Source organism: Methanobrevibacter sp. (assembly GCF_045586545.1).
Classification (GTDB): domain Archaea; phylum Methanobacteriota; class Methanobacteria; order Methanobacteriales; family Methanobacteriaceae; genus Methanocatella.
On the sequence record NZ_JAZNAN010000124.1, the window covers coordinates 15,301 to 39,112 of the forward strand.

The following is a 23,812-nucleotide window of genomic DNA, read 5'->3' on the forward strand; positions in this document are numbered from 1 at the left end:
TTATATGATTGAAACTGATGTTATTGTAGTAGGTTCTGGACCTGCAGGATCCAGTGCAGCAAAACACGCCGCTTTAGGTGGAGCAAAAGTAATTTTAATGGATAAAAAATCTGAAATTGGTTCTCCAAAAAGATGTGCAGAAGGAGTTTCAATTCAAGGTCTTGAAAAATTAGGCATCGAACCATCTCCTCGTTGGGTTACTCAAGAGGTTCAAGGTGTCAGAATACAGACCCCTGACGGAACCGACGTATGGTTAACAAAGGATGAAGTAAAAATCCCTGAAGCAGGTTACATCTTAGAAAGAAAAGTGTTTGATAAGCACATGGCAATGGATGCCGCAAGAGCTGGTGCTGAAATCAGAATCAAAACTTTAGTTACCGGAATTGACAAGATTGATGACGGTTATATTGTCTACACTGAATCCATGGGAGAAAAAATAGATTATAAATGTAAAATTTTAATCGCTGCCGATGGTCCTGAAGGCCACGTTGCAAGATGGGCGGGATTAAGACCGGCTGCAAAACCTAAAGAAATGGAATCAGGTGTACAGTATGAAATGTGCAATGTCAAATTGGAAAGACCTGGCGTAATTGAATTCTACTTAGGTTCATGCGCTCCTGGAGGATACGTATGGATCTTCCCTAAAGGAGACGACATTGCAAACGTTGGTTTGGCAGTTCTTCCTCACAAAGCTGAAAAAACAGCCAAAGAATATTTGGATGATTTTGTTGCAACTTGCCCTTACTTAAAAGATGCTCAAGCTGTTGAATTAAATGTTGGAGGAGACCCTGTTGGTGGAATGACCAAAAAACTTTATGATGACAATATCTTAGTCTGTGGAGATGCAGCAGGTCAGGTAAACCCATTGACCGGTGGAGGAATCATCTCCGGTATGACCGGTGGAATGTGCGCAGGTCAAGTGGCAGCTCAAGCTATTAAAGAGGACTGCTCTAAAAAATTCTTGAAATTATATGATGAAATGGCACATGAAGCATTAGACCATGAAATTAAAAGGTATAAAAAAGTACAGGAATACTTACTCACTTTATCCGATGATGAATTAGACAGTATCGGCCATGCATTCCAAGATGAAAGCTTTGAAAAAATTTCTACAACAGAAATCGTACAAAAATTAATTAAAATCTCTCCAAAAGCTTTACTCAAATTAGGCAAATTTATTTAGGTGTTTAGATTGATTTTAGTAACAGGGGGAGCAGGATATATTGGTTCTCATACCAATAAGGCATTGCATAAATCAGGTTATGATACTGTTGTAGTGGATAATCTATGTAAGGGTTATGAGAACTTTGTAAAATGGGGAAATTTTGAAAATTACGATATCGGAAGCAACGATTTGCGTGAAGTTTTCGAAAAGTATGACATTGACGGTGTTATTCATTTTGCAGGATTTATTTCAGTAGCCGAATCAGTTGAAATGCCTCAAATGTATTTCAAGAACAATTATAAAAATACCTTAAATCTTCTAAAACTCATGAGGGAATTTGGAGTGGATAAGTTTATCTTCTCTTCAACTGCGGCAGTTTACGGAAATCCTGAAAAGATTCCGATTACTGAAGACCAAACCCTAAAACCGATCAATCCTTATGGACATTCCAAATGGATTGTTGAAAAGGCTCTTGAAAGGGAAGCCGAGAAGGGCGATTTCAATTATGTTGCCTTGAGATATTTCAATGCATCAGGCTGTGACTTTGATGGTGAGATTGGGGAATTGCATGACCCTGAAACTCACTTGATTCCTTTAATATTAGACGCTGCAATCGGAAAACGTGATTGCATATATATCTACGGTGATGATTACGACACCCCTGACGGAACTTGTATTCGTGATTATATACACGTAAATGATTTGGCTGATGCACACATTAAGGCATATGAATATTTATGCAGTGAAAATGAATCCAATGTCTTCAACCTCGGAAATGGCGAAGGATATTCTGTTCGCGAAGTTATTGACATGTGTAAAAATGTCACCGGCCGTGATTTTGAAGTAAAAGTTGATGAACGCCGTGAAGGGGATCCTGCAAGATTGGTTGCCGATTCAACCAAGATTAGGCAAATGCTTAATTGGAATCCTCAATACAATCTGGAAGAAATCGTTCAGTCTGCATGGAATTGGCATCAAAAAATTAACAAAATTTAGGTAATTTTCATGGAAGCCGAAAATCATGAATCAAAAATAGATGTACGTATAATTGTATCTGGTCTGGATATTGCACAGCTTGTTTCAAAAGCTGTGAATAATATTCACCTTGAAAGGGATTATAATATCATTGTTTCATCCATAATACCGACTGTTGAATTGAGCATTGTTAAAAAGGTAGCTGGCGGTGCGGACATTTTGCTGATTGGCGGATATGGCCATGATGAAACATATAACGTTCTTTTCAATGAATTAAAAACTGATTTTAACAATATCGGATTGTTTGATTATAACAATATTATTATTGAAGATGAATCCATTGATTTTCAATTGGCTGAAAAGGAAATTCTCAATTCTATAATAAAATCCACATTATCCTATTCTTTAAATCTAATCAATATTCACACATTGGAAAACAAATTGATGAAGGTAACTCGCAACTACAATAATCTTTTGGACGATTATAATCAACTTATCAAAGAGCAGGAAGTTCTAACACAACAGAATAAGGAATTGGTTGAAGACCTTGATGAGATTAAATCTGATTTTTCCGCATTTAAATTAAGATATGAGGACATCTATTCACGTGAAATTCTAGAGATTTTTGATTTGGAAGAGTTGTGGCAGGAGACTTTCAGACAGGATTTGGTCGATGAAGAGCGTATCGTAATTGCCACAAACAAGTTCAAACCAGATAACATTATTGTTGGTCAGGGATATATTGCAGCTGAATCAAAAGACAAGGCCATAGAATGGTTAAAGATTATTAGAACTGCTTTAATATTTGTGGATGATAATTCTGATGACTTAAAAAAGGAATTGGATGATACTAAAGAAACCAAAATCCCTGAAGTAAGGGAAGAATATGATATTCCAAATACTTTTGAAAACTTTTGGGACTGAAACAATTATAATTTTATACTAGTTTTAAGATAATTATAACTATACTATTTATTAGGGAGTTAGCAAATGCAAGGTGAAATGGAAGATAAGTGTGGTATTGTTGGAATTCATTGTAATGATGATTCTAAAAATGTCGCATCCTTTGTTTATTATTGTTTGTATGCTTTACAGCACAGAGGTCAGGAATCAGCAGGTATAGCTAGTTTTAATCCAAAAAATGGTTTACATCATTCATGCGGCATGGGTTTGATAACTGATGTATTTAGGGATACTGATATCCATAATCTGACTGGAAATAGGGCAATCGGTCATGTAAGATATTCCACTACTGGCCAGTCAAAATTAGAAAATTCACAACCTTTCGTATTGGATTTTGGTGACGGATTTATTGCCATGGCTCATAATGGAGATATCGTCAACTCTGGAGAGTTAAAAAATGAGCTTATTGAAGAGGGTTTCTACTTTAAATCCGATTCTGATTCTGAAGTAATTTGTTATATGCTTAAAAAAGAACATTATGATAATGATAAAGATGTTCTAGAGTCTATTGAAGCTGTTTGTAAAAGACTCGTAGGTTCATATGCATTGACAATCTTAATCGACGGTGAATTGTATGGTGTAAGGGATCCTATGGGAATTAAACCTCTTGTCATTGCAAAAAGAGATGATGAATATATTTTAGCTTCTGAAACTGTTGCTTTTGATGTTATTAATGCAGAATATATCAGGGATATTGTACCTGGTGAAGTCGTTTACTTTGAAAACAATGAAATTAGCTCCCACATGCTGGAAAGCGCAGGAAAATGCAAGCTTTCACATTGTATGTTTGAATATGTTTACTTTGCAAGACCTGACAGTACCATAGATGGAATAAATGTTTATGAAACCAGAATGAATATAGGTCGCCAATTGCATAAGTTATATCCTATTGATGCCGACTTGGTTATTCCAGTACCGGACTCTTCAATTCCTGCAGCTATCGGTTATTCCAGAGCTTCCGGAATTCCATACGGTGAAGGTTTAATCAAAAATAGGTATGTTGGAAGAACATTCATCATGCCTACCCAGGAAGAAAGGGAGCTTGCAGTCAGAGTTAAGCTAAACCCAATTAAGAATGCGATTAAAGGCAAAAAGATTATTCTGATTGATGACAGTATTGTAAGAGGTACTACTTCCAAACAATTATTGGATCTTGTTAAGGAAGCAGAACCTGCAGAAATTCACTTTTTAGTAGGTTGCGCTCCAGTTGTCTCCCCATGTTATTATGGTGTGGCTATGGCAACCAAACAGGAATTGATTGCTGCAAACTATTCCACTGAAGAAATCCGTCAGCAGCTTGACATTGATTCTCTAGGCTACATTACCTTGCATGCTTTAGTGGAAGCTATCGGAATGCCTAAAGAGGATTTATGTTTAGGTTGTCTAAACGAGGAGTATCCAACAGAAATTCCTGAAGGGCTTGAAGCTGAAACTTACTACAAACCTTAGATATTATGGTTGAATTATTAGCTCCAGCGGGAAACTTCATATCACTGCGTGCAGTTTTGGAAAACGGTGCAGATGCAGTTTACTTTGGCCTTGATAATTTTAATATGAGGGCCAATGCTAAAAACTTTTCTTTAGATGAATTAAGTGAAGTTTCAAAGATTGCCAAGGAATATGGGGCTAAAACATATCTAGGCACAAATATTATTTTAAATGAACGCCTTGCCTGTGAGTTGGAATCCAATTTGGAGACAATTTCAGCATCTGAAATTGACGGACTTATTTTATCAGACATCGGATTAATCGAAGATACAGTCTCACATGGACTTGAAGCCCACATAAGCGTTCAGGAAAATGTAGCTAATTCTTATACTTTAAAGACTCTTGAAAAACTGGGAGCAAAAAGGGCAATCCTATCAAGGGAATTGTCTTTAAGAGAAATTATAGAAATTACTGAAAAATCCCCTATTGAAACTGAAATTTTCATTCATGGTGCAATTTGCATGGCAATATCAGGAAGGTGCTTTTTAAGCTATGGATTATATGGAAGGAGCGCCAATTGCGGGGACTGCTTGCAGCCTTGCCGCAAAAACTGGACATTGACATATGAAGAAGGGGAAGACAATGTCATTAACTTCTCGGAAGTGGAAGACGAATCATTTGTCATAACTGGAAGTGATGATTCAAGTTATAGAACTAATTTCTTCTCTCCAAAGGACATGTGCATGATTGAATACATTCCACAGTTAATGGAGAGTGGCGTAGCATCATTTAAAATAGAAGGAAGGGCGCGCAGTCCGGATTATGGTGCCATGGTAACCGGAGTTTATCGTGAAGCAATCGACAGTTACGAAAACGATCCAACTGGATATGCAGTTAAAGATGAATGGATGGATGAGCTGACAAGCGTATTCAATCGTGGATTTGACACCAATTTTTACTTCAACACTCCTTTTGAGAAAAGTGAAGATAATCAATCAAAATATATAAAAAAAGACATTGGTCAGGTTGTAAATTACTACAGCAAGGTCAATGCAGCAGAACTTAGAATATGGGATGATTTAAAGCTTGGAGATAAGATAATAATCCAAGGCCAAACAACTGGCTCCATTACCCATACAATAGACTCTATGCAGATTGAAGGCGTAGCAGTTGATGATGTTGAAAGGGGTTCTAATGTAGCAATAGCCATTCCTAAAAAGGTAAGAAAAAATGACTTCGTGTACAAATTAGTTGAGAGGAATGTAGATGATTAAAAAGATAGCTATTTATGGAAAAGGCGGAATTGGAAAAAGTACTACAGTAGCTAATTTGTCTGCTGTGTGGGGTAGCGATGGATTAAATTGCCTTGTTATTGGATGCGATCCTAAAGCAGATACTACAAGGACTTTATATGGTTCTAGAATCCCAACTGTCGTTCATACCTTAAAGGAAAACAGAAAACCCGAAAAGGAAGACCTTGTCTTCACTGGATTTAAGGGAATTCAGTGTGTGGAAAGCGGAGGGCCTGAACCGGGTGTTGGCTGTGCTGGAAGGGGTGTTATTGTAGCAATGAAGCGCCTTGAACAATTGGGAATTTTTGATGATGATTTAGATGTTGTAGTTTATGATGTATTGGGTGATGTTGTTTGTGGTGGTTTTTCAGTGCCGTTGCGTGAAAAATATGCTGATGAGGTTTTAATTGTAACCTCTGGTGAATACATGTCACTTTATGCAGCGAACAATATCGTTCGTGGCGTCAAAAAACTTAAGGGTAATTTAAGCGGTATTGTCTGCAACTGCAGAAATGTTGATAATGAGGAACAAATTGTTGGAGACTTTGCAGAAAAGATAGGCACACATGTTATTGGTACAATCCATAGAAGCAATTTGATTCAGGAAGCTGAATTAGATGCAAAAACAGTTGTAGAAAAATACCCTGAAAGTCAAGAAGCACAAGAATACAAGGGTCTTGCTTCAAGCATTATGAGTAATGAAAACATATCAACTCCAGAGCCTATGAGCGATGAGGAATTTGAAGAATTCTTCAAGTCATATATGTGAAATATGTACTCGACAGATTATTCCTCACCAATTGGTGAAATGTTGATAGTAAGTGACGGCGAAGCCATTTGTGGTGTTTGGTTTTATGGACAGAAGCATTTCCCAAAATTTAAAGAAATTATTAAAGATGATAATTTAGCTATTTTTAAAGATGTTAAACAATGGTTTGACGAGTATTTTAAGGGATTAAATCCCAAAATTAATTTTAAATTGAAACCTCAAGGAACTGACTTCAGATTGAAAGTCTGGAAGATATTAACGGAGATTCCCTATGGCGAAACAAGAACCTATGGCCAAATTGCTCGCATGATTTCACCTAAAATGTCCGCCCAGGCAGTTGGAGGGGCAGTAGGCCATAATCCGATAGCCATTATAATTCCGTGCCACAGGGTTTTAGGATCAGATGGAAAGCTAACTGGCTATGCCGGCGGAATCGACAAAAAAATCGAACTTTTAAAAGTTGAGGATATTCGAATATAGTAATCTATTTATTATTTTATTAATAGATTATTAATTAGTTTAGAAAAATCTTATTAACTGTTTAGTTTAGACAGTTTTCTCTAAGATTGATAAACAAATTATGAGGGATATCATGAAAAGATTGGGGATTTTAGTTATATTTATGCTTGTTGCAGCATCCAGCATGGCCTTTGTCAGCGCTAGCGAGGAGGTTTCTATTGGGGGAATGGATTTCAACATTCCTGACGGATTTGATGAAAACACTATCTACCGTCTTATAGATGACATGGATGAAAATGGAGTTATAAATAACATTAAAGCTTTTGAAAAGGGTGATGATGTCATATATATCTGTGTTGCGGATTTCGGTGATAAGGAAATGGATACTGATTCAGTTTCCGAATTGGGAAATGAATTCAAAACAATCAATGGTGTTGACGGCTACACATATGATGACGGATGGGTAGAAGGCTATGAGGATGTGCCTCTCTATGGATTCATATATGCTAAAAACGGCGATATAGCCATGATTATAACAACCGATGAAAGCTTATTTGAGGAGGTTATTGTCAAATAATCTTTCTCTTTTTTTTATCTATAGAAAATATTTTAAGTCTATTTAACTAATTTTAATATAATGAATAGTTCTGAAGACAAAATATTTACAAAAGATTTTTTTCTGGTTTTTGGAGCACTGCTCTTTACTGCTCTTGTAATGTATGTGCTGCTCTCAACTGTCACTGAGTATGCAACATCAATGGGCTCCTCTGCAATGATTGCAGGATTGGTCTCCGGAATATATATCTTTGGAGGGCTATGCTCAAGGGTTTATTCAGGAAATGCCCTGGAGAGAGTGGGTTGGAAGAAAACCGCACTTGTTTTCATGAGTATTCATTTTCTTGCCTGTTTGTTATATTTCATAGTGAATGATGTTACTTTATTAATCATTGTCAGATTTATTCATGGAATCGGTTTTGGAGCGTCAGCCAATGCAATAGTAACAATAGCTTCAGACGTACTTCCGAAAAAACGCTTTGGTGAAGCATTCGGTTACTTTATGATGGGAGCGACATTGGCTGTTGGACTGGGACCGTTCATCGGAGGATTTTTATATGACAATGCAGGTTCTGTAGGTTGTTTTTTAGCGGCAGGCATTTTCTCAGCACTTGCATTGATATCAATCTATTTTGTCGATGTTTCAGCGCATGATCCCGGAAACAATAAGAATGATATTAAGGTTGATAACAGCTATAAGGGCATTGAAAAGGTATTTGAAATATCAGCAATACCGGTTTCTGTGTTTACTGCAATAACAAGTCTTGGATATATAGCCATATTGTCATTCAACAGACTTTATGCGGCGGAAGTTAATCTGACAGGCATATTTTCATGGTTCTTTATAATCTATTCAATCGTCTTAATCCTGTCAAGACCAATTGCAGGCAAAATCCAGGACAGGGGCGGGGACATGATAGTCTGCATTACCAGCATTGTCGCACAGGCAATTGGTCTGTTCCTGATAGCGGTTGTGCCATCAACATTGACAGTAGTAATCTGTGCTGTTTGCGCTGCACTGGGATTCGGAACACTGAATTCTGCATGTACAACAATAGTTACAAGAAATACCTCTGAAGCTCGTCGTTCCTATGCGGTATCAACATTTTTCATATTCTGTGACGGAACAATGGGTTTTGGTCCGGCACTGCTTGGAATATTTGCAGCTAATGGTTATGCGCCGGTTTTCCTGATTTCATCAGTCATAACCCTGTTTGCGCTTCCTATTTGCATCTATTCATTGAGGAAGTGATTGCTTGGATTTGCCATGGAACATTATCATAGGAAACGTAATATCACTAATTGCGGGAATTTTCATCATCTTAAGCATGTGGGTCAATGATGAAAAGCAGGCTTACAAATACCAGTTCTGGAATGCATTTATTCTGATAATCTCATCTGTGTTTTTCCTCTCATGGACAGGCGTAACCACTATGGCCATTGCGGCTTCAAGAAATGCGATGGTTTATTATGATAAGCTGACTGGTTACTGGACAGTATTTTTCATTGTAATTTCAATTGTTGTTGGTTTGGCGGTAAATACCATGGGCTTTGTTGGAATTTTACCGATTATAGCTATTGTCCAGATTACATTATGTAATTATTATCTAAAATCAATCAAAACAATTAAGACAAGCTTTATAGTGAATAGTGCTATTTATATTGTTTATTTCCTCGCAATCTTAGATTTTTCATCTGCAACAATCGAAACGGTTACTGCAATGATAGGATTAATTTCATTAGTCAGGTTAATTAAAAGTGAAAATTAGGCAATGTTTTAGTTGAAAAAATATTCAAAAGCTATTTGAATAATTTTTCGAGCAGTTCTTCTTCGGTTTTATAAAAATCAAATTTTACCAAATTCAAAATTCTTTGAGGAGCTCCTACCAGCTGCGCTGATGAATACAGTGGAATATATAATTTTTTAGCGTTTTGTTCTACACAGATTCTTAAGGTTTCAGGCAAGTTCTGGCATTGTTGGCTGCTTAGAACTACACTATTGTCCGCTAAACTCACATTATTTTTAACGCTTTCATTTGCCACAAGTTCCTGCAGGCTAAATTCACTAGCTTCGCCATCGCCGGTTAAATTATCAATCACGGTTTCATTATTCTTAATGGATAATTTGTAGATGTCAACGCCTTCAAGGAAATACACTTCACCTACATCAATGGAGTTTTCCAGCATGTCTCCAATTTTATAGGGGTTTTCGATTTCTGTTTTTTCAATCTCTTTTTCTTTCCTTTCACCGGAAATGTGCAGGTCTCCAAAGTCGGGGGTGTAGCTTAGCAGTTCTTTATATCTTCTTGATTTTTCATCTTCTTCATCTTCGCCGGCTATTTTTTTCAAAAGACGCATGATTTCGGCATTTTGCTTTTCGATGTTTTTGGTTGTTTTCAGTAATTCGGATAAGTCTGACATGGTAATTAGTATTGATTTTGTAATTATTATAATTTTAGATTATAATTTTTACGAGTATTCCGGTTAAAATTCAGTTTTTGACATATCTTATTCTTTAAATCGATTATAAAAATTTATTTAAGCGTGTAAACTTGTTTTAAGGATATAATCAATAATTATTTAAATAATGAAAATAATACTGTTGTCTAAGTAAGAAATAATGTTATTATATCCATTATAAAAACAATTTTGCGATGTAACACAATTTTTCGATATGAAAACAATGAGGTAAAATATGTTATCCAAGTTAAATGGGGAGTTTGAAATAATTTCGCCAATTGAGGTTAAAAAATTTTTAAATGAAAATGATATGGCTATTGATTTATAAATGCTGTTGAGCCTCACTTAAACGATTATTTTCCAAATGCAGAGTTTTCCCTTGAAATATCAAATGAATTAAAATGGACAAACGAAACAAAACTATTATTGAATGTCTGTGTAACTGAAGATATATTTTTTAATGGAATGTTAGATCATTTTAATGAGATTTATGCCCGAATTGAACCTATAATTCAAGATATTCTATGTCCAATTGTCCTATTTCCTCAAGTGAAAGACAAGCAGTTCGATAGAATGAACAATAACAGCGCAATAAATCTAATTGCAAGAACCGCATACTTCAACAATGATTATGAGGATGGAAGTGTTGAATGTGAAATTAGATTAAGGGACATTCCTAAAGAGCAACAGAAACAGGAAATAATTGAATATTGCAATACTCATGAGGATATTTTTGCATTGGACATAGAAGAGGAACTATAAATAGATTTCATGGACATATGTGAAATTCTTGAAGAGCTGGAAAATGAAGGAATAATCAAGGAAATTAAGTGATATCATGGGAGTTTACATTAAAAAATGGGATAAATTAAGAGCCAACAAAAATTGAATGTAATGCACGAAAGATTAGTAGAAAGAAAAAACAAACAAATCAGGACGACATAAATCCCAGACCATTACATTGACTGATAATGCAGAATGCGAGATTAAAAAAGAATTAAAACATTACAAAAAGGATTAAATAAATTTTAATCATAGTTGTATGGAAGAATAGCAATAGTAGACTTAGAAATATTATTAATTTTTCTAAAAAAACTAAATAGGATAATCAATAAATTCAATTTCATGAAGAAACTTGCAATTTTTGATTTTGATGGGACTCTCTTCAATTCGGTTGATGATGTTGTGATTTGCTTCAACAAAGCCTTGGCAATACATAATTTTCCAACATTGACATTTGAAGAATATATTGAAAGGTTAGGCGGAAACATTGATGAAATCATATCCCTAATCTTGAAAGATCAAAATACTGCAGAAAATATTGAGCTTATTAAAGAAACATATAATGGAATATATTCCGAATCATCTAAAGAAAACACGCTGCCGTTCCCGGAAGTTAAAGAAGTCCTTGAATCCCTGCAGGAAAAGGGAACCTTATTGGCCATCAATTCAAATCGCACAACCCCTTCGATTGAACATTTCGTTGGCCAGTATTTCAGCGATATCCGCTTTGAATCCATTGAAGGCCACAATCCTGCTTATCCGTCCAAACCTAATCCCTGTGGTGTCGAAAGGATTAGAAGGAATTTGAAGGTTTCAAAAGAGGATTCAATATATATCGGTGACTCTTCAAAAGATATCGAAACGGCCAAAAATGCAGAAATAGATTGTATAATAGTTAATTGGGGCTATGGAAATCAGGATGACTATGAAAGTGACTATCCTTTGCAAATAATTGAAAGGCCATCTCAAATACTTAAGTATTTTTAACTCAAAGTCAAAGTATTAAATATGTTATTCGTTAATTATCCTAAATGCTCAACTTGCAGAAAAGCTAAGAACTGGTTAGATGAACACGGCATTGAATATGAGTCAAGGCATATCATTGAAGACAATCCTGCTGCTGATGAGTTGCGTGAATGGTGGGAAATATCAGGCCTACCCCTTAAAAGATTTTTCAACACAAGCGGCATGAAATACAGGGAACTTAAATTGAAGGATAAGCTGCCTGACATGTCTGAAGATGAACAGTTGGATTTATTGGCAACTGACGGCATGCTTGTCAAAAGGCCAATTTTAGTAAATGATGATGTTGTTCTGGTAGGCTTTAAAATAAAAGAATGGGAAGAAAAATTGTTATAATTTTTCTTTTAAATTTTCAGTAATTCTGGAATGTATTTGATTACCCTTTCAAATTTGACTCCATAGGTATGGGTAGGGTCATCTATTGTTTCTTCCAGCGCTTTTTTGGTGAATTCTCCGGCAATCTTTGCTGCTTCTGCAGGGGTTTTGCCATTCAAAGTTGATCCTACAAAGGATGAAGCAAAGACGTCACCGGTTCCATGGGACACATGGTCTATTCTGTCATTGTATACAAATTCGGTTGAGGATTCATCCTTATCCAAAACAATCATTCCCAGTTTGCCTTCCTTATGGGTGTCTCCTTTCAGGATGATATGTTTTTTTGTAAAGTTGGAAAGTTCATTTGCCATTTCTAGCATTTCTTCTTTTGTGAATTCCTCTTTCCAAGGTTTGTGCAATAGATAACATGCTTCTGTTGTGTTTGGAAGGACATAATCGCCTATTTTACAGAGTTCGCCCATTTTATCTGCGAAGTCCTGGTCGAATCCATTGTAGAATTCGCCGTGGTCTGCCATAGCAGGATCAACGAAAACGAGTCCGTCCGGTTTTAGTCTTGATTCTATAATATCAATTATGTAGTCGAATTGTTCGATTGAACCTATGAATCCGGTATATATTGCATCAAAAAATATTTCTTCCTTTTCCCAATGCTTCAGGATGCCCGGAAGGTCTTCTGTTAAATCTCTAACTGTATAATCGGTAAATCCTGCAGTATGTGTTGATAGGATAGCAGAAGGAATTACTGCTGTTTCAATTCCGAAAGCTGAAATTATAGGCAGTGCAACGGTTATTGAGCACTGGCCGTAACAGGATATGTCTTGAATAGTTAAAATTTTTATAGTTTCGATCATTTTTTTCATTCCCTATTTTCTTTTACTAACTATAATATTACTTGTATGTTTTTATTATAGTTATTGAATGAAATGGATATTTTGTATTAATTTTATCCATTAAATCTAAATATAGTAAAAAAATTTACCATATAACAATAGTTATTTTTATCGTATATAAATTTTTTCTTAAGGAGGATTAATAATCAAAAAATAAAAAGTAGAGATGGGATTGAATTTTTTGATTCAACTTGTTTAAGGGAATTTGGCTAATTTGGAGGTTGTAATCGCAATGATTTATCAAAAAATTCATTTGAAATTCCATGATTATAATATTTTCGATTTGGGTGTGTTATATTTGGAGGAAAACGGTAAATCATGTTCATTCATTAATTTTTTGATTTCGCCATCTCTTAGAAAGTGCAATTATTGCGCTTTCACTAAAAGTATAGGTTATTGGTATTTAAAAGCTTTTGGTAACCATTTGTTCACCAAAATCCGATAACTTTATATACTTATAAACTAACTATTAATTTGGAATTTATTGATATTGGAGGGATTTTTATGAACGTGAACACACAATTAAAAAATTTTCCAATAGAAAGTGTAGTCGTACTAATTAGAAAAAAAATGGGCAGTGCCGATTATAAACGATCTGTTTTTCGGCAAAACACGTTTCCATGAATTCAAGGAAAACAGACCTCAATTATCCAACAAGGCCTTAAGCAATTGCCTTAAAGACCTTGAGAAAAATGGGGTCATTAAACGTATCGTGGATAAATACGACAAAAAGAATGTCAGATATTATCTGACAGAAAAAGGAAAGTCATTGAATAAGATAATATATGAAATGGCTATTTTCAGTGTTGATAGTGAAAGCTACACTGACCAGACCAAAAAAGAGTTGAAAACAGTTTTCAGGAAAAAACTGCTGTAAACTTAAAATATTTTAGGATTTTTTTAAATCCTAAAAACTATTTTTTTTAACATTAAATTTAAAAAACAAAAGAAACTAAATTATTATTGTATAAAATATTTTAGGGGACAAAATATTGTTAGATATAAGATTGTTCAGAGAAAATCCAGAAATTATCCTTGACTCTGAAAAGAAGAGATTTAGAGATACTGAAAATGTTGAAAAGGTAATTGAATATGACACCTTATGGAGAGAAGGTGAAAGAAAACTCAATGTTTTAAGATCTGAGAAAAACAAATTATCCAAATCATTTAAAAAAGCAAAAGAAGAAGGCAATTTGGAAAAGGTAATTGCAAGATCCAAAGAGGTGGCAGCTGAAATCAAGGAGCTGACCGCTAAAAACGCAGATTACCTGAAACTCAGAGATGATTACAGATACAAAGTGGGAAACGTCATTGACGAAAAGGTTCCGATTTCAGACACTGAAGATGACAATGTGGTTGTAAGGACTTATGGAGATAAACCGGACTTTGATTTCGAGCCTTTAAATCATGTCGATTTGATAGAATCAATCGACGGAGCAGACCTTGAAACTGCAGCAAGCATTGCCGGAGCACGCTTCTACTACCTGAAAAGGGATATCCTGCACTTGAACTTGGCATTGATTCAGTTTGCCTTATCAGAGCTTGAAGCGGAAGGCTACATTCCAATGCAAACACCGTTCTTTGTGAAAGGTGAAGTTGCAGCCGAAACCTCTGAGCTGGGTGAGTTTGAAGAAACCTTATACAAGGTTGAAAACGAAGACTTATTTTTAATTGCCACTGCCGAGCAGACCCTGGCGGCACTTCACAGGGATGAAATCATAAATCCCGACGAATTGCCTTTAAGATACTGTGCACTTTCAACATGCTTTAGAAAAGAGGCAGGCTCTCACGGTAAAGATACTTTAGGTATTTTCAGGGTTCACCAATTCGAAAAGATTGAACAGTTCATTTTCTCAGAGCCTGAAGACTCTAAAAACCAGCATGAAAAACTGATGGAAGTGACTGAAGGAATCTATCAGAAATTAGGCCTTCCATATCAGATAATAGCTATCGTATCATCAGCTCTAAATGATAATGCTGCAATAAAATACGATCTGGAGGCATGGTTCCCAGGCTCAGGCACCTATCGTGAGCTGGTATCATGTACCAACTGTAAGGATTATCAGGCACGCAAAACCAAAACACGTGTCGGAAGAGCAGGTTCTGGAGATGCTCAAACCTTGCACACTCTAAACAGTACAGCCATTGCAACTGAAAGGACCATGTGCTGTATTCTGGAAAACTATCAACAGGCTGACGGCAGCGTTAAAGTTCCTGAAGTGTTAGTCCCTTACATGAATGGAAAAACCGTTATTGAAGCTAAAAAATAGCTTCTTTCTTTTTTTATTATTTTTTAATTAAACTAGAATGTTTTATATTTGAGTTTTTAATAATCTATTATTATGAAAACAATTGTCATTAATGCAAGTCCAAGAAAAACATGGAACACTGCAGAAATCATGCAGGCCGCTCAGAAAGGTGCGGAATCTGTAGATGCTGAAACTGAATTTTTCAATTTGTATGATTTGGTTTTTACAGGCTGCAGGAGTTGTCTTGCCTGCAAACTCAAAACCAACACCAAGGGGAAATGTTACTGGAAAGATGACTTGACTGAAGTAATCGATAAAATCCTGGATGCAGACTGTCTTTTGATAGGCTCACCAATATACTTCGGCCAGCCTACAAGCGAATTCAGGGCACTTCTTGAAAGACTGATTTTTTGCGTGATGTCTTATGATGACGGTTCAAGCTATTTTACAGGAAAAGTCAATGTCGGAATATTCTACACCATGAATGCGCCGAAGGAGTTTTATGAAAACTCCATGAAGGATAGTCTGGCAACTACAGAATACCTGTTTTCATTTCTGAATGGTGAGATTGTAAGCTATCCTGTTTGCGATACAATTCAGGTCAGCGATTATTCAAAATTCAACATGGCAGGCTTTTCACAGGAACATAAAGAAAAGCAATGGATTTTGCAGTTCCCTAATGACTTGGAAAAGGCTTTTGAGATTGGTGCGGAGCTGTCCAAATGAAAGCGGTTGTAATAAATGCCGACCCAAGGAGGAAGGCATTCAATGCACAGCTTATGAAATCGGCCGCCAAAGGCGCAGAATCTGCAGGTGCGGAAGTGGAATATGTTGATTTGTATAAGCTTGATTTGTCAGGATGCAGAATCTGCCTAATCTGTAAAAAGGAGGGCAGGGGCTGCAAATGCTATTGGAGGGATGAGCTTTCACCATTAATAGAGAGGATTTTGGATGCTGACGTCTTATTGATTGGTGCGGGAATTTTCTTTTCAGAACCAACCAGCCACTACAGGGCTTTGATTGAAAGGCTGATATTCTGCATTGTGTCATTTGAGGTTGGAAATCTTTTCAAGGGAAAGATCAATGTCGGCCTCTTTTATACGATTGAATATTCTAAAGATTATTTCAATGAATCCATTCGCCCTCACCTTAAGCAGTCTGAGGACTTGTTTGGGATGTTGAACGGAGAAGTTGTTATCGATTCCTTTTCATATACTCCCAAAAACGTACGTTTGGGATTGTCACAATCCGAAATTGATTCATTAAATGAAGAACAAGATGAGAATTTCGAAAAAGCCTTTGAAATTGCAGCAGGCTTGTGCAAATGAGCCTTTATTTTTTTTAAATTTTTCACGTATACATTTTTTAAAAATGCATACATTTATATACTACTTCAGCACAATATTTAATTGTATACAAAAAACATTTTTTTAATACAAAAATGGGAGTGATACAATGACAAACCAAAAAAGAACTAAAAGATTTGAATTTGGAAATCAAAGATTCGGAGGATCCGGTGAATTTGAATTCAATTTCCCGGATGACATGACTCGTGAAGACTTTGAAAAGATGTTTTCCGAAAGAATGGAATTCCTCCACAAAAGATATACAAAAGGTACCGAGGAATACTTTGAACGCAGGGCAAAAAAAGAAAACCTCAAACCATTAAGCATTCGAGTAAAGCCTCACACTAAGGAATTCTTTAAAAAACATTCTCTTCTCTCTCCAAGAGACGTGCTTGAAATGTATGAAAACTTCAACAATGGATCTGAAGCTTTCATCAACTCTCTGATTGAAGATGAAAAACAGCTTGAAAAGGAATTGAGCGATGTTCAGGAAAAACTGCACAATGCCAAACTATTCCGTGAAAAGTTGAATGACATCGAACCTGAAAACGATGTTTTGACTGATGAGGGAAAGCTAGCTAAATTGCAGAACAGATTTGAAAGCACTGAAATCATAGCATTTGGAAACGAAACTCCACTTGAAAAGGTTAAATCCGACATCATCAAATCCATTCAGATATATAATACTCTTGACGTATGTGTCTATGGTAATGAATATATTTTATTGACCGTATACACCAATGTTCAGCCGGTATTGTATTATTTCAAAAACGAATACTCCGATGAGGATATTTTAGAAATATCCGGTCATCTTAAAAAGTATTGTGAAGAAAATGATATTGGATTTAGGGAGTTTGAAAATTCCACCCTTCAAAAGTTTTCGGAAGTGTGAAAATGTGTTTTTTCGCACTTCATATTCTTTAAATCGGTATTTATTCTTATTTTTTTTTAAAGTTATTACTTTCTCACTGTAATCTAATTTTTACACCTTAAACAAAGGTATTTTAATTTTTCAATTTTTTTTAAAATATTTCCTTAAAATTCTGTTTTTTATTAATTTGTTTAATATTTGTAATATTGATGTAATAATAAATTTTATATAATTATTACTATAAACTTTTCACTAACAATTAGATAAAAAATTGAATTTAATTGTTTAGCTCAATAACAAAAGATGATTAATATGTATAAAAAAATAGTTTTATTATTATTTGTCATTTTCTGTTCATTTTGCTTGATTAGTTCTGTTTCAGCAGCTGAGGCTGATGATGTCTTTGAACTAGACGATTCTTCAATTGAATTAAGTCAAAATGAGGAGATTGACGACAGTATAGCGCAAGATGATGTTGTTGGTGATGATGTATCAGTAACTTCAGGACCTACTTCATCAGAAAAGATTAATCTAACCATCAGTACCTATATAGGCGGTAATGGTAATGATAAAGGAAAAGGAATTTACACTGATAAAGATGGAAATATTTATGTTGCAATGGAAACAAATTCCAACGATTTAGTAACCACTGATAACGCATATCAAAAAAATGTAACTGGTGGTAAAGACTTATTTGTTTCAAAATACTCCCCTGTGGGCGATTTGATTTATTCAACATATATTGGTGGAAAATCTACTGAAATGCAAAAAGACTTAAAAGTTGATTCTTTAGGAAATGTCTATGTAATCGGATTTACTAATTCTCCTGATTTCCCAGTTACTGACAATGCATTCCAAAAAGTTATTAATGGTTCTCAAGATGCATTTTTAACTGTGTTAAACCCAACCGGTACAGATTTGATTTACAGTACTTATCTTGGTGGAGATGTAGTTGATAGGGCTTGGGCATTAGCTATTGATGATAATGGCACTGCTTTTATTCAAGGAATTACCAATTCTATTAATTTCCCGATAACTGAAGATGCATTCCAAAAATCAAAAGATGGGGTAATTTGGGGATTAAACGATTCCGATGATATCAACTATCAAAACAGTTTTGATTTATTCTTATCAAAAATTAATATTAATTCAGGTAAATTAGAATACTCTACTTACTTTGGTGCTAAAGGATCCGACAGTACATATGGTACTTTAGCGGTTGATAAAAATGAAGTTCTTTACTTTGCTGGAACTACAACTTCCCTTGATTTCCCAGTAACTGATAATGCATTTAGAAAAGAACGTGCAGAAGATTCAGATTCCTTCTTAGCAGCATTAGATATTAAAAATAATAAATTATTATTCAGCACATACCTTGGTGGAAACAGTACTGATGACGGTGAAGCAATCGTATTAAGTCAAAACGGATTCTTATATTATGTTGGAGATACCTGGTCTGAAAACTTCCCTACTACCGAAGGAGCATTCCAAACTACTTTCGCTGGTGTAGGTGAAAGTATTTCCGGTGGAGACATGTTCATTATCAAAGTCGACACTTCAAATTGGGAATTAGTTTATTCCACATTATTAGGTGGTAAATATGATGAAGGTGTAAGAGCTTTAGCAGTAGATGAAAATGAAAATGCTTGGGTAGTTGGAATGTCTCAATCAAGCGATTATCCAGTAACTGAAAATGCATATCAAATTACTAAAAATGGACCAGAATACATCAGTTATGCAAACAGTACTGACTATGATTACCCAACTCACGATACAGTAATTTCAAAAATCAGTCCTGATGGTGCTCATTTGTTATACAGTACCTATTTCGGAGGTAACTCCGGTGAATTTGCAATGGGCATAACCTTTGTTGATGGCGGATTTGCTATACAAATCAGAACTTGTTCAGATGATTTATTCGTAACCGATAATACAACCAAAGGATTAGATCAATTTAACGGTTCTTTATTAGGTCACGACCCGGTTTATGACTTTGATTCATACATTGCCGTATTCAAAAACCCTACCATATTAGTTTTAGGTGATGAAGCAACTACTTATGGAAAAACTGTAAAATTAATGGCTTCCGCTGTAGACTCCATGGATTACATTCCTTTAGAAGGCAAAACTGTTGATTTCTATGTTGATGGTAAATTAGTAGGTTCCGCTGCTGTTGATAGTGCAGGTCTTGCAACTTTATCCTATAAAGCTTCTAAAGTAGGCTCTTTCAATTATGAAGCTAAATTCAGTGAAATCATTGGTCATGATGCCGCTAGTCAAACTTCTGTTTTAAAAGTATCTAAAGCAAAAGCTAAAATTACCGCTAAAAATGCTAAATTCAAAGCAAAAGCTAAAACCAAAAAATACACAATTACCTTAAAAGGCAATAATAAAGCAATTAAAAAAGTTAAAGTTACCATTAAAATTAAAGGTAAAACCTATAAGGCAACCACCAATAAAAAAGGTAAAGCAACCTTTAAAATTACAAAATTAACTAAAAAAGGCAAATACACTACAAAAGTTAAATTCAATGGTAATAAAAACTTTAAAAAAGCAGATAAAAAAGTAACTATAACTGTCAAATAATAGAAATAACTTTTTCTATTATTTCTTTTTTTATTTTTAGGTGATGACATGAATAAGAAAGCAATATTATTACTTATCATATGTTTATCCGCTATTTGTTTAATTAATATTGCTTCAGCTCATGAGGTCGAGTATCCGGATGTCAAAATCGATACTCCTAAGATAAATAGTGAAGTTTCAGGAACTGTTGATTTCAATATGAGTATTGAAGATCATCATGAAACATTGTATGTTAATGTTACAGCAAGACATTTAGAAACAGACACTGTTTATTATAGTGGACAAGATAACAATTCCAACGACGGATGGAGTTGTTCATGGGATACTTCGGATTCCCCAAATGGAAAATATCATGTTTCGGCTGTTGCAATCAATAGTAAGAATTTACAAGGATTATATGAAATTTTAATAACATTAAACAACACTAAGCAGAAATCCAATATAGTCTTAGATAGTTCCATAGGTGTTGTGAATAAAGAAAACACTATTGTAGCATATCTTAACGATGTCGCTTCTAAACCGATATCAAATAAAAATCTTGAATTTGACATTGATGGAAAAACTTATTCCACTACAACTATGAGCGATGGGGCTGCAGTGGTTTCTTTTACTCCGAAAGAGATAAAAAATTACACAGTTAACGTTAAATTTGAGGGGGATAGTAATTATCTGGCTTCTCAAAATACAATGGTGTTCAATGTCCTGGCGAATGCCAGCATGATAACCATTAACAATATAACTGCTGATAATAAGGAAAAAATCATATTGAATGCAAATTTGAAAAATCAAAACACTGTTTTAGCTGCAAAAGAAGTTGATTTCTATATCAATGGGAATAAGATAGGCCATGCCGTAAGTGATGAAAACGGTGATGCGAAAATGGAGTATGATGTATCTGAAGTAGGCGGAAAATATTTAATATCAGCCGAATATGATGACAGTGCATCTAATCAATTAATCAAAGGATTTTCCACATTATATGTACCTGAATCATCCCTCTTTACAAGAATTACAGCAACTACATTTTCTAAAGATGGAATCTTTACAGTAGGAAATACTTTTAAAGTAACTTATACTATCTTTAATAATGGTCCGGATATTGCTGAAAATGTCGTATTTACTTATAATGTGCCGGATTCATTAGAATTCATAAGCTATCTGCAATCTCAAGGAAATGCAGCATTCAATGAAAAAACTAATGAGTTTATTTGGGAAATAGGGGATGTTTCTCTAGGAAATCAAAGCTTGGAAATTTTATTTAAAACAACTAAAGCAGCAAAAAATAACCTGGCGCCTGTAATATCTACATCCACATATGATCAATCTGTTAATAACAATATTACCCGCAATATTCTTTCAGTTAAGGAATATAAGTTAGTTGCAGATGACTTAACTAAATATTATACAGGTTCTCAAAAATATAAAGTCTTTGTAAAAGACGAGGACGGCAATGTTATTCAGGGAGCCATCGTTAACTTGTTTTATAAGAATAAAGCTATTGCTTCGGTTAAAACAAATGAAAATGGTTTTGTTCAGTTAGATATTAAAGATGTAGGCAAATATACAATTAAGGCAACATGTGCAGACATGTCAATATCAAATAAGGTTATTGTTAAACCGTTAATTGTTACTAAAGACATCTCTAAAAAGAAATCTAAAAAAATTAAATTCACAGCAAAACTTGTTAACAATAAAGGTAAGGCTGTTGCAAATAAGAAGTTAACTTTTAAATTCAATGGAAAAAAATTCACCGCTAAAACAAATAAAAAAGGTGTAGCTACTTTAACTCTAAAAAATTTAAAAGTCGGAAAATACAAAATCCAAACTTCCTATGGTAAATCCAGTGTTAAAAATAAGATTGTAATTAAAAAATAAAGATTAAAATCTTTATTTTTTTATTTTTTGGTGGTTAAATGAAATTGAATAAATTATCATGTTTATTGTTGATTTTTATATTTATTGTTTCAAGTTCCGGAATGATTTTTGCTCATCCTGGACATGAAGGAGGCCACGGGCCTGAAGAAATCACAACATCCGATGTTGCGGAGTCATCATCTTCATCCGACTCTTCAAGCGCTAGTCTATCAAGTGATGCTTCAAGTTCAAGTGATGATTCATCATCCAGTTCTTCCCAATCATCAAAATCTTCCAGTTCCAATCAGGGTTCTAGTTCAGATTCGTCTAATTCTTATTCTTCCAGTTCTTCATCCAATTCAGGACAAAATTCTAATGGAGAAGTTGAATATGTGTCCGATTCATCCTCAGATGAAGACGTCAATTTAACAAATGAAACTAACAACAGCACTAATGTAACTAATGATACTGGAAATATAACAAGTAATGAAGATGATAATCAAGGTTTCATCTGGATTATTGTTTTGCTGATAATAATAATAATCGCAATTATTGCGGGAATTTACTATAAATTATGAAATAGGTGATAAAATGCATATTCCTGATGGTTTAATACCTTTTGAGCAAAGTGTAATTTATATGATTATTAGCTTAATCATTGTAGCTATTTGCTTTTATTACACTTCGAAAAAAGTTGATATGGAAAAGAGGTTAGTTTTATCAGGCATTTTAACTGCTGTTGCTATTGTCGCTACTTCAATTACCATTCCTTCCCCAATGGGAATTCCAATGCATTTTTTCATCATCCCTTTAGTAGTTCTAATTTTAGGACCCTATAACGCAATACTTGTTTCATTTTTATCTCTTTTAATTCAAGCCTTTGCTTTGGGAATGGGCGGAGTAACTACTTTGGGAATTAATCTTTTAGATATGGGAATAATTTTAAGTTTGGTTGTCTTTTTTGTTTATTCCCTATTGTTATCAATTGATAGGAGGCTTGCAATATTTGCATCGACATTATCAGGCATTCTTGCAGCTACAATATCTCAAATTATAATATTGTCCATAGCAAATACAACCAGTCTGGAAGTATTATTGGCAAGTTTGCTGCCTTATTATTTGATGATTGGCGTAATTGAAGGAATAATTAATATAATGGTTTTAGAGTTCCTTTCACGAACTAATAATTCCATTTTGGAAATAGAAAAAATATGAAGGGGAGATTTTTTTGAAAAAACAGATTTATGGCATGTTATTATTAAGTTTAATGTTATTTTTATGCATTTCTTCGGTGAGTGCTCATGGTGCTGACTTAACTGATGATACAATGATAATTGCCAACGAAACTAATGGGATTTTGGCGAAATCTATTGTAGATGATATGGGATTAAATATTTCTGTCTATAAGTTTACTTCTGAAGGTGATGTTGAGCATCAACTTGAACATGCATCAACCAACCCTAATAAAAGGATATTGGCCATTGCTTACCAAGATACTGTAAACGATTATTTAAAAGATCACAGCGAGTTAGAGGATAGGGTTATTGTAAGTGAAGATGATAACAGTTCAATTAGCAGCAATGCTCAAAAATTAGTTTCAATTAATGTAGGTGAAGAATCTTCTGGAGATTTTACAACTCCATTAGTTGTTGGTTTGGCTATAGGTGCATTAGTGGGTCTAATTGCCGGTGTAGCTTTAATGAAACGTAAAAATTAATTCATATTAAAAGTTTTCGGAAGTGTGAAAATGTGCTTTTTCGCACTTCAACAAATTATATTTTTTTTTAAAATCAGATTATTAACCGGAC

The 23,812-nt window shown here is 34.6% G+C and carries 24 protein-coding genes and 1 pseudogene; 23 read left to right on the plus strand and 2 right to left on the minus strand.

Going from position 1 to position 23,812, the window contains the following annotated elements:
* The first annotated feature begins 4 nt into the window (after positions 1–4).
* The 10 genes from ACKI3D_RS09325 (at position 5) to ACKI3D_RS09370 (ending at position 9,375) form a co-directional block, all read left to right on the plus strand.
* Positions 5–1,183 carry an NAD(P)/FAD-dependent oxidoreductase gene (locus ACKI3D_RS09325; RefSeq protein WP_407393965.1) on the plus strand — a complete coding sequence of 393 codons (1,179 nt, stop codon included), beginning with the start codon at positions 5–7 and terminating at the stop codon, positions 1,181–1,183.
* A 9-nt stretch (positions 1,184–1,192) separates the two neighbouring features.
* Positions 1,193–2,161, plus strand: a complete 969-nt coding sequence (gene galE, locus ACKI3D_RS09330; protein WP_407393967.1) for a UDP-glucose 4-epimerase GalE — start codon at positions 1,193–1,195, stop codon at positions 2,159–2,161.
* A 9-nt stretch (positions 2,162–2,170) separates the two neighbouring features.
* Positions 2,171–3,064, plus strand: a complete 894-nt coding sequence (locus ACKI3D_RS09335; RefSeq protein ID WP_407393968.1) for a hypothetical protein — start codon at positions 2,171–2,173, stop codon at positions 3,062–3,064.
* A gap of 66 nt (positions 3,065–3,130) precedes the next feature.
* Complete coding sequence (gene purF / locus ACKI3D_RS09340) at positions 3,131–4,552, plus strand: amidophosphoribosyltransferase (protein WP_407393970.1); 1,422 nt, start codon at positions 3,131–3,133, stop codon at positions 4,550–4,552.
* Between the two features lie 5 nt (positions 4,553–4,557).
* Complete coding sequence (locus tag ACKI3D_RS09345) at positions 4,558–5,805, plus strand: peptidase U32 family protein (protein ID WP_407393972.1); 1,248 nt, start codon at positions 4,558–4,560, stop codon at positions 5,803–5,805.
* On the plus strand, positions 5,798–6,592 hold the full coding sequence (gene cfbC / locus ACKI3D_RS09350) for a Ni-sirohydrochlorin a,c-diamide reductive cyclase ATP-dependent reductase subunit (RefSeq protein WP_407393973.1): 795 nt from the start codon (positions 5,798–5,800) through the stop codon (positions 6,590–6,592). Before ACKI3D_RS09345 ends, cfbC begins: the two co-directional genes overlap by 8 nt.
* Positions 6,593–6,595: 3 nt before the next feature.
* A complete protein-coding gene (locus ACKI3D_RS09355) occupies positions 6,596–7,072 on the plus strand; it encodes a methylated-DNA--[protein]-cysteine S-methyltransferase (RefSeq protein ID WP_407393975.1) in 477 nt (158 codons plus the stop codon).
* A gap of 112 nt (positions 7,073–7,184) precedes the next feature.
* Complete coding sequence (locus ACKI3D_RS09360; protein ID WP_407393977.1) at positions 7,185–7,628, plus strand: hypothetical protein; 444 nt, start codon at positions 7,185–7,187, stop codon at positions 7,626–7,628.
* A gap of 60 nt (positions 7,629–7,688) precedes the next feature.
* Complete coding sequence (locus tag ACKI3D_RS09365; RefSeq protein WP_407393978.1) at positions 7,689–8,858, plus strand: MFS transporter; 1,170 nt, start codon at positions 7,689–7,691, stop codon at positions 8,856–8,858.
* 4 nt (positions 8,859–8,862) lie between these two features.
* Entirely contained in the window at positions 8,863–9,375 is a 513-nt protein-coding gene (locus ACKI3D_RS09370) for a YgjV family protein (RefSeq protein ID WP_407393980.1), read from the plus strand.
* A 31-nt stretch (positions 9,376–9,406) separates the two neighbouring features.
* Here the strand turns inward: ACKI3D_RS09370 and ACKI3D_RS09375 are convergent, their stop codons facing one another.
* A complete protein-coding gene (locus ACKI3D_RS09375) occupies positions 9,407–10,027 on the minus strand; it encodes a hypothetical protein (protein WP_407393982.1) in 621 nt (206 codons plus the stop codon).
* Positions 10,028–10,531: 504 nt separating this feature from the next.
* Here ACKI3D_RS09375 and ACKI3D_RS09380 point away from each other — a divergent pair.
* From ACKI3D_RS09380 to ACKI3D_RS09390, 3 genes are all read left to right on the plus strand, one after another.
* On the plus strand, positions 10,532–10,828 hold the full coding sequence (locus ACKI3D_RS09380; protein ID WP_407393984.1) for a hypothetical protein: 297 nt from the start codon (positions 10,532–10,534) through the stop codon (positions 10,826–10,828).
* A 363-nt stretch (positions 10,829–11,191) separates the two neighbouring features.
* Positions 11,192–11,836: an HAD family hydrolase gene (locus ACKI3D_RS09385; protein WP_407393985.1), complete on the plus strand. Its 645-nt coding sequence runs from the start codon at positions 11,192–11,194 to the stop codon at positions 11,834–11,836.
* A gap of 21 nt (positions 11,837–11,857) precedes the next feature.
* A complete protein-coding gene (locus ACKI3D_RS09390; protein ID WP_407393987.1) occupies positions 11,858–12,208 on the plus strand; it encodes an arsenate reductase family protein in 351 nt (116 codons plus the stop codon).
* A gap of 8 nt (positions 12,209–12,216) precedes the next feature.
* Here ACKI3D_RS09390 and ACKI3D_RS09395 read toward each other — a convergent pair whose 3' ends face one another.
* On the minus strand, positions 12,217–13,059 hold the full coding sequence (locus ACKI3D_RS09395) for a pyridoxamine kinase (protein WP_407393989.1): 843 nt from the start codon (positions 13,057–13,059) through the stop codon (positions 12,217–12,219).
* A gap of 610 nt (positions 13,060–13,669) precedes the next feature.
* On the opposite strand from ACKI3D_RS09395, the pseudogene ACKI3D_RS09400 reads away from it, so the two are divergent.
* The 10 genes and pseudogenes from ACKI3D_RS09400 to ACKI3D_RS09445 form a co-directional block, all read left to right on the plus strand.
* Positions 13,670–13,975 (plus strand): annotated as a pseudogene (locus tag ACKI3D_RS09400) (winged helix-turn-helix transcriptional regulator); the annotation flags it as partial.
* A 115-nt stretch (positions 13,976–14,090) separates the two neighbouring features.
* Entirely contained in the window at positions 14,091–15,368 is a 1,278-nt protein-coding gene (gene serS / locus ACKI3D_RS09405; protein WP_407393991.1) for a serine--tRNA ligase, read from the plus strand.
* 72 nt (positions 15,369–15,440) lie between these two features.
* On the plus strand, positions 15,441–16,073 hold the full coding sequence (locus ACKI3D_RS09410; RefSeq protein WP_407393992.1) for a flavodoxin family protein: 633 nt from the start codon (positions 15,441–15,443) through the stop codon (positions 16,071–16,073).
* On the plus strand, positions 16,070–16,675 hold the full coding sequence (locus tag ACKI3D_RS09415) for a flavodoxin family protein (RefSeq protein ID WP_407393993.1): 606 nt from the start codon (positions 16,070–16,072) through the stop codon (positions 16,673–16,675). The genes ACKI3D_RS09410 and ACKI3D_RS09415 overlap by 4 nt, the downstream gene beginning before the upstream one ends.
* 127 nt (positions 16,676–16,802) lie before the next feature.
* On the plus strand, positions 16,803–17,585 hold the full coding sequence (locus tag ACKI3D_RS09420; RefSeq protein WP_407393994.1) for a hypothetical protein: 783 nt from the start codon (positions 16,803–16,805) through the stop codon (positions 17,583–17,585).
* A 291-nt stretch (positions 17,586–17,876) separates the two neighbouring features.
* Entirely contained in the window at positions 17,877–20,150 is a 2,274-nt protein-coding gene (locus tag ACKI3D_RS09425) for an SBBP repeat-containing protein (RefSeq protein ID WP_407393996.1), read from the plus strand.
* Between the two features lie 48 nt (positions 20,151–20,198).
* Positions 20,199–22,025 carry a hypothetical protein gene (locus ACKI3D_RS09430; protein WP_407393998.1) on the plus strand — a complete coding sequence of 609 codons (1,827 nt, stop codon included), beginning with the start codon at positions 20,199–20,201 and terminating at the stop codon, positions 22,023–22,025.
* A gap of 38 nt (positions 22,026–22,063) precedes the next feature.
* Positions 22,064–22,582 (plus strand): hypothetical protein, encoded by a 519-nt coding sequence (locus ACKI3D_RS09435; RefSeq protein WP_407394000.1) that lies wholly within the window; start codon positions 22,064–22,066, stop codon positions 22,580–22,582.
* 13 nt (positions 22,583–22,595) lie between these two features.
* On the plus strand, positions 22,596–23,219 hold the full coding sequence (locus ACKI3D_RS09440; RefSeq protein ID WP_407394002.1) for an energy-coupling factor ABC transporter permease: 624 nt from the start codon (positions 22,596–22,598) through the stop codon (positions 23,217–23,219).
* A 13-nt stretch (positions 23,220–23,232) separates the two neighbouring features.
* On the plus strand, positions 23,233–23,721 hold the full coding sequence (locus ACKI3D_RS09445) for a hypothetical protein (protein ID WP_407394004.1): 489 nt from the start codon (positions 23,233–23,235) through the stop codon (positions 23,719–23,721).
* Positions 23,722–23,812: the final 91 nt, after the last annotated feature.

What these genes read in the sequence shown, in the direction of transcription:
- ACKI3D_RS09325 (WP_407393965.1), top strand. Translation starts at nt 5, where the DNA reads ATGATTGAAACTGATGTTATTGTAGTAGGTTCTGGACCTGCAGGATCC.
- ACKI3D_RS09335 (WP_407393968.1), top strand. Translation starts at nt 2,171, where the DNA reads ATGGAAGCCGAAAATCATGAATCAAAAATAGATGTACGTATAATTGTA.
- purF (WP_407393970.1), top strand. Translation starts at nt 3,131, where the DNA reads ATGCAAGGTGAAATGGAAGATAAGTGTGGTATTGTTGGAATTCATTGT.
- ACKI3D_RS09345 (WP_407393972.1), top strand. Translation starts at nt 4,558, where the DNA reads ATGGTTGAATTATTAGCTCCAGCGGGAAACTTCATATCACTGCGTGCA.
- cfbC (WP_407393973.1), top strand. Translation starts at nt 5,798, where the DNA reads ATGATTAAAAAGATAGCTATTTATGGAAAAGGCGGAATTGGAAAAAGT.
- ACKI3D_RS09355 (WP_407393975.1), top strand. Translation starts at nt 6,596, where the DNA reads ATGTACTCGACAGATTATTCCTCACCAATTGGTGAAATGTTGATAGTA.
- ACKI3D_RS09360 (WP_407393977.1), top strand. Translation starts at nt 7,185, where the DNA reads ATGAAAAGATTGGGGATTTTAGTTATATTTATGCTTGTTGCAGCATCC.
- ACKI3D_RS09365 (WP_407393978.1), top strand. Translation starts at nt 7,689, where the DNA reads ATGAATAGTTCTGAAGACAAAATATTTACAAAAGATTTTTTTCTGGTT.
- ACKI3D_RS09375 (WP_407393982.1), bottom strand. Translation starts at nt 10,027, where the DNA reads ATGTCAGACTTATCCGAATTACTGAAAACAACCAAAAACATCGAAAAG.
- ACKI3D_RS09380 (WP_407393984.1), top strand. Translation starts at nt 10,532, where the DNA reads ATGTTAGATCATTTTAATGAGATTTATGCCCGAATTGAACCTATAATT.
- ACKI3D_RS09385 (WP_407393985.1), top strand. Translation starts at nt 11,192, where the DNA reads ATGAAGAAACTTGCAATTTTTGATTTTGATGGGACTCTCTTCAATTCG.
- ACKI3D_RS09390 (WP_407393987.1), top strand. Translation starts at nt 11,858, where the DNA reads ATGTTATTCGTTAATTATCCTAAATGCTCAACTTGCAGAAAAGCTAAG.
- ACKI3D_RS09395 (WP_407393989.1), bottom strand. Translation starts at nt 13,059, where the DNA reads ATGATCGAAACTATAAAAATTTTAACTATTCAAGACATATCCTGTTAC.
- ACKI3D_RS09410 (WP_407393992.1), top strand. Translation starts at nt 15,441, where the DNA reads ATGAAAACAATTGTCATTAATGCAAGTCCAAGAAAAACATGGAACACT.
- ACKI3D_RS09415 (WP_407393993.1), top strand. Translation starts at nt 16,070, where the DNA reads ATGAAAGCGGTTGTAATAAATGCCGACCCAAGGAGGAAGGCATTCAAT.
- ACKI3D_RS09420 (WP_407393994.1), top strand. Translation starts at nt 16,803, where the DNA reads ATGACAAACCAAAAAAGAACTAAAAGATTTGAATTTGGAAATCAAAGA.
- ACKI3D_RS09425 (WP_407393996.1), top strand. Translation starts at nt 17,877, where the DNA reads ATGTATAAAAAAATAGTTTTATTATTATTTGTCATTTTCTGTTCATTT.
- ACKI3D_RS09430 (WP_407393998.1), top strand. Translation starts at nt 20,199, where the DNA reads ATGAATAAGAAAGCAATATTATTACTTATCATATGTTTATCCGCTATT.
- ACKI3D_RS09435 (WP_407394000.1), top strand. Translation starts at nt 22,064, where the DNA reads ATGAAATTGAATAAATTATCATGTTTATTGTTGATTTTTATATTTATT.
- ACKI3D_RS09440 (WP_407394002.1), top strand. Translation starts at nt 22,596, where the DNA reads ATGCATATTCCTGATGGTTTAATACCTTTTGAGCAAAGTGTAATTTAT.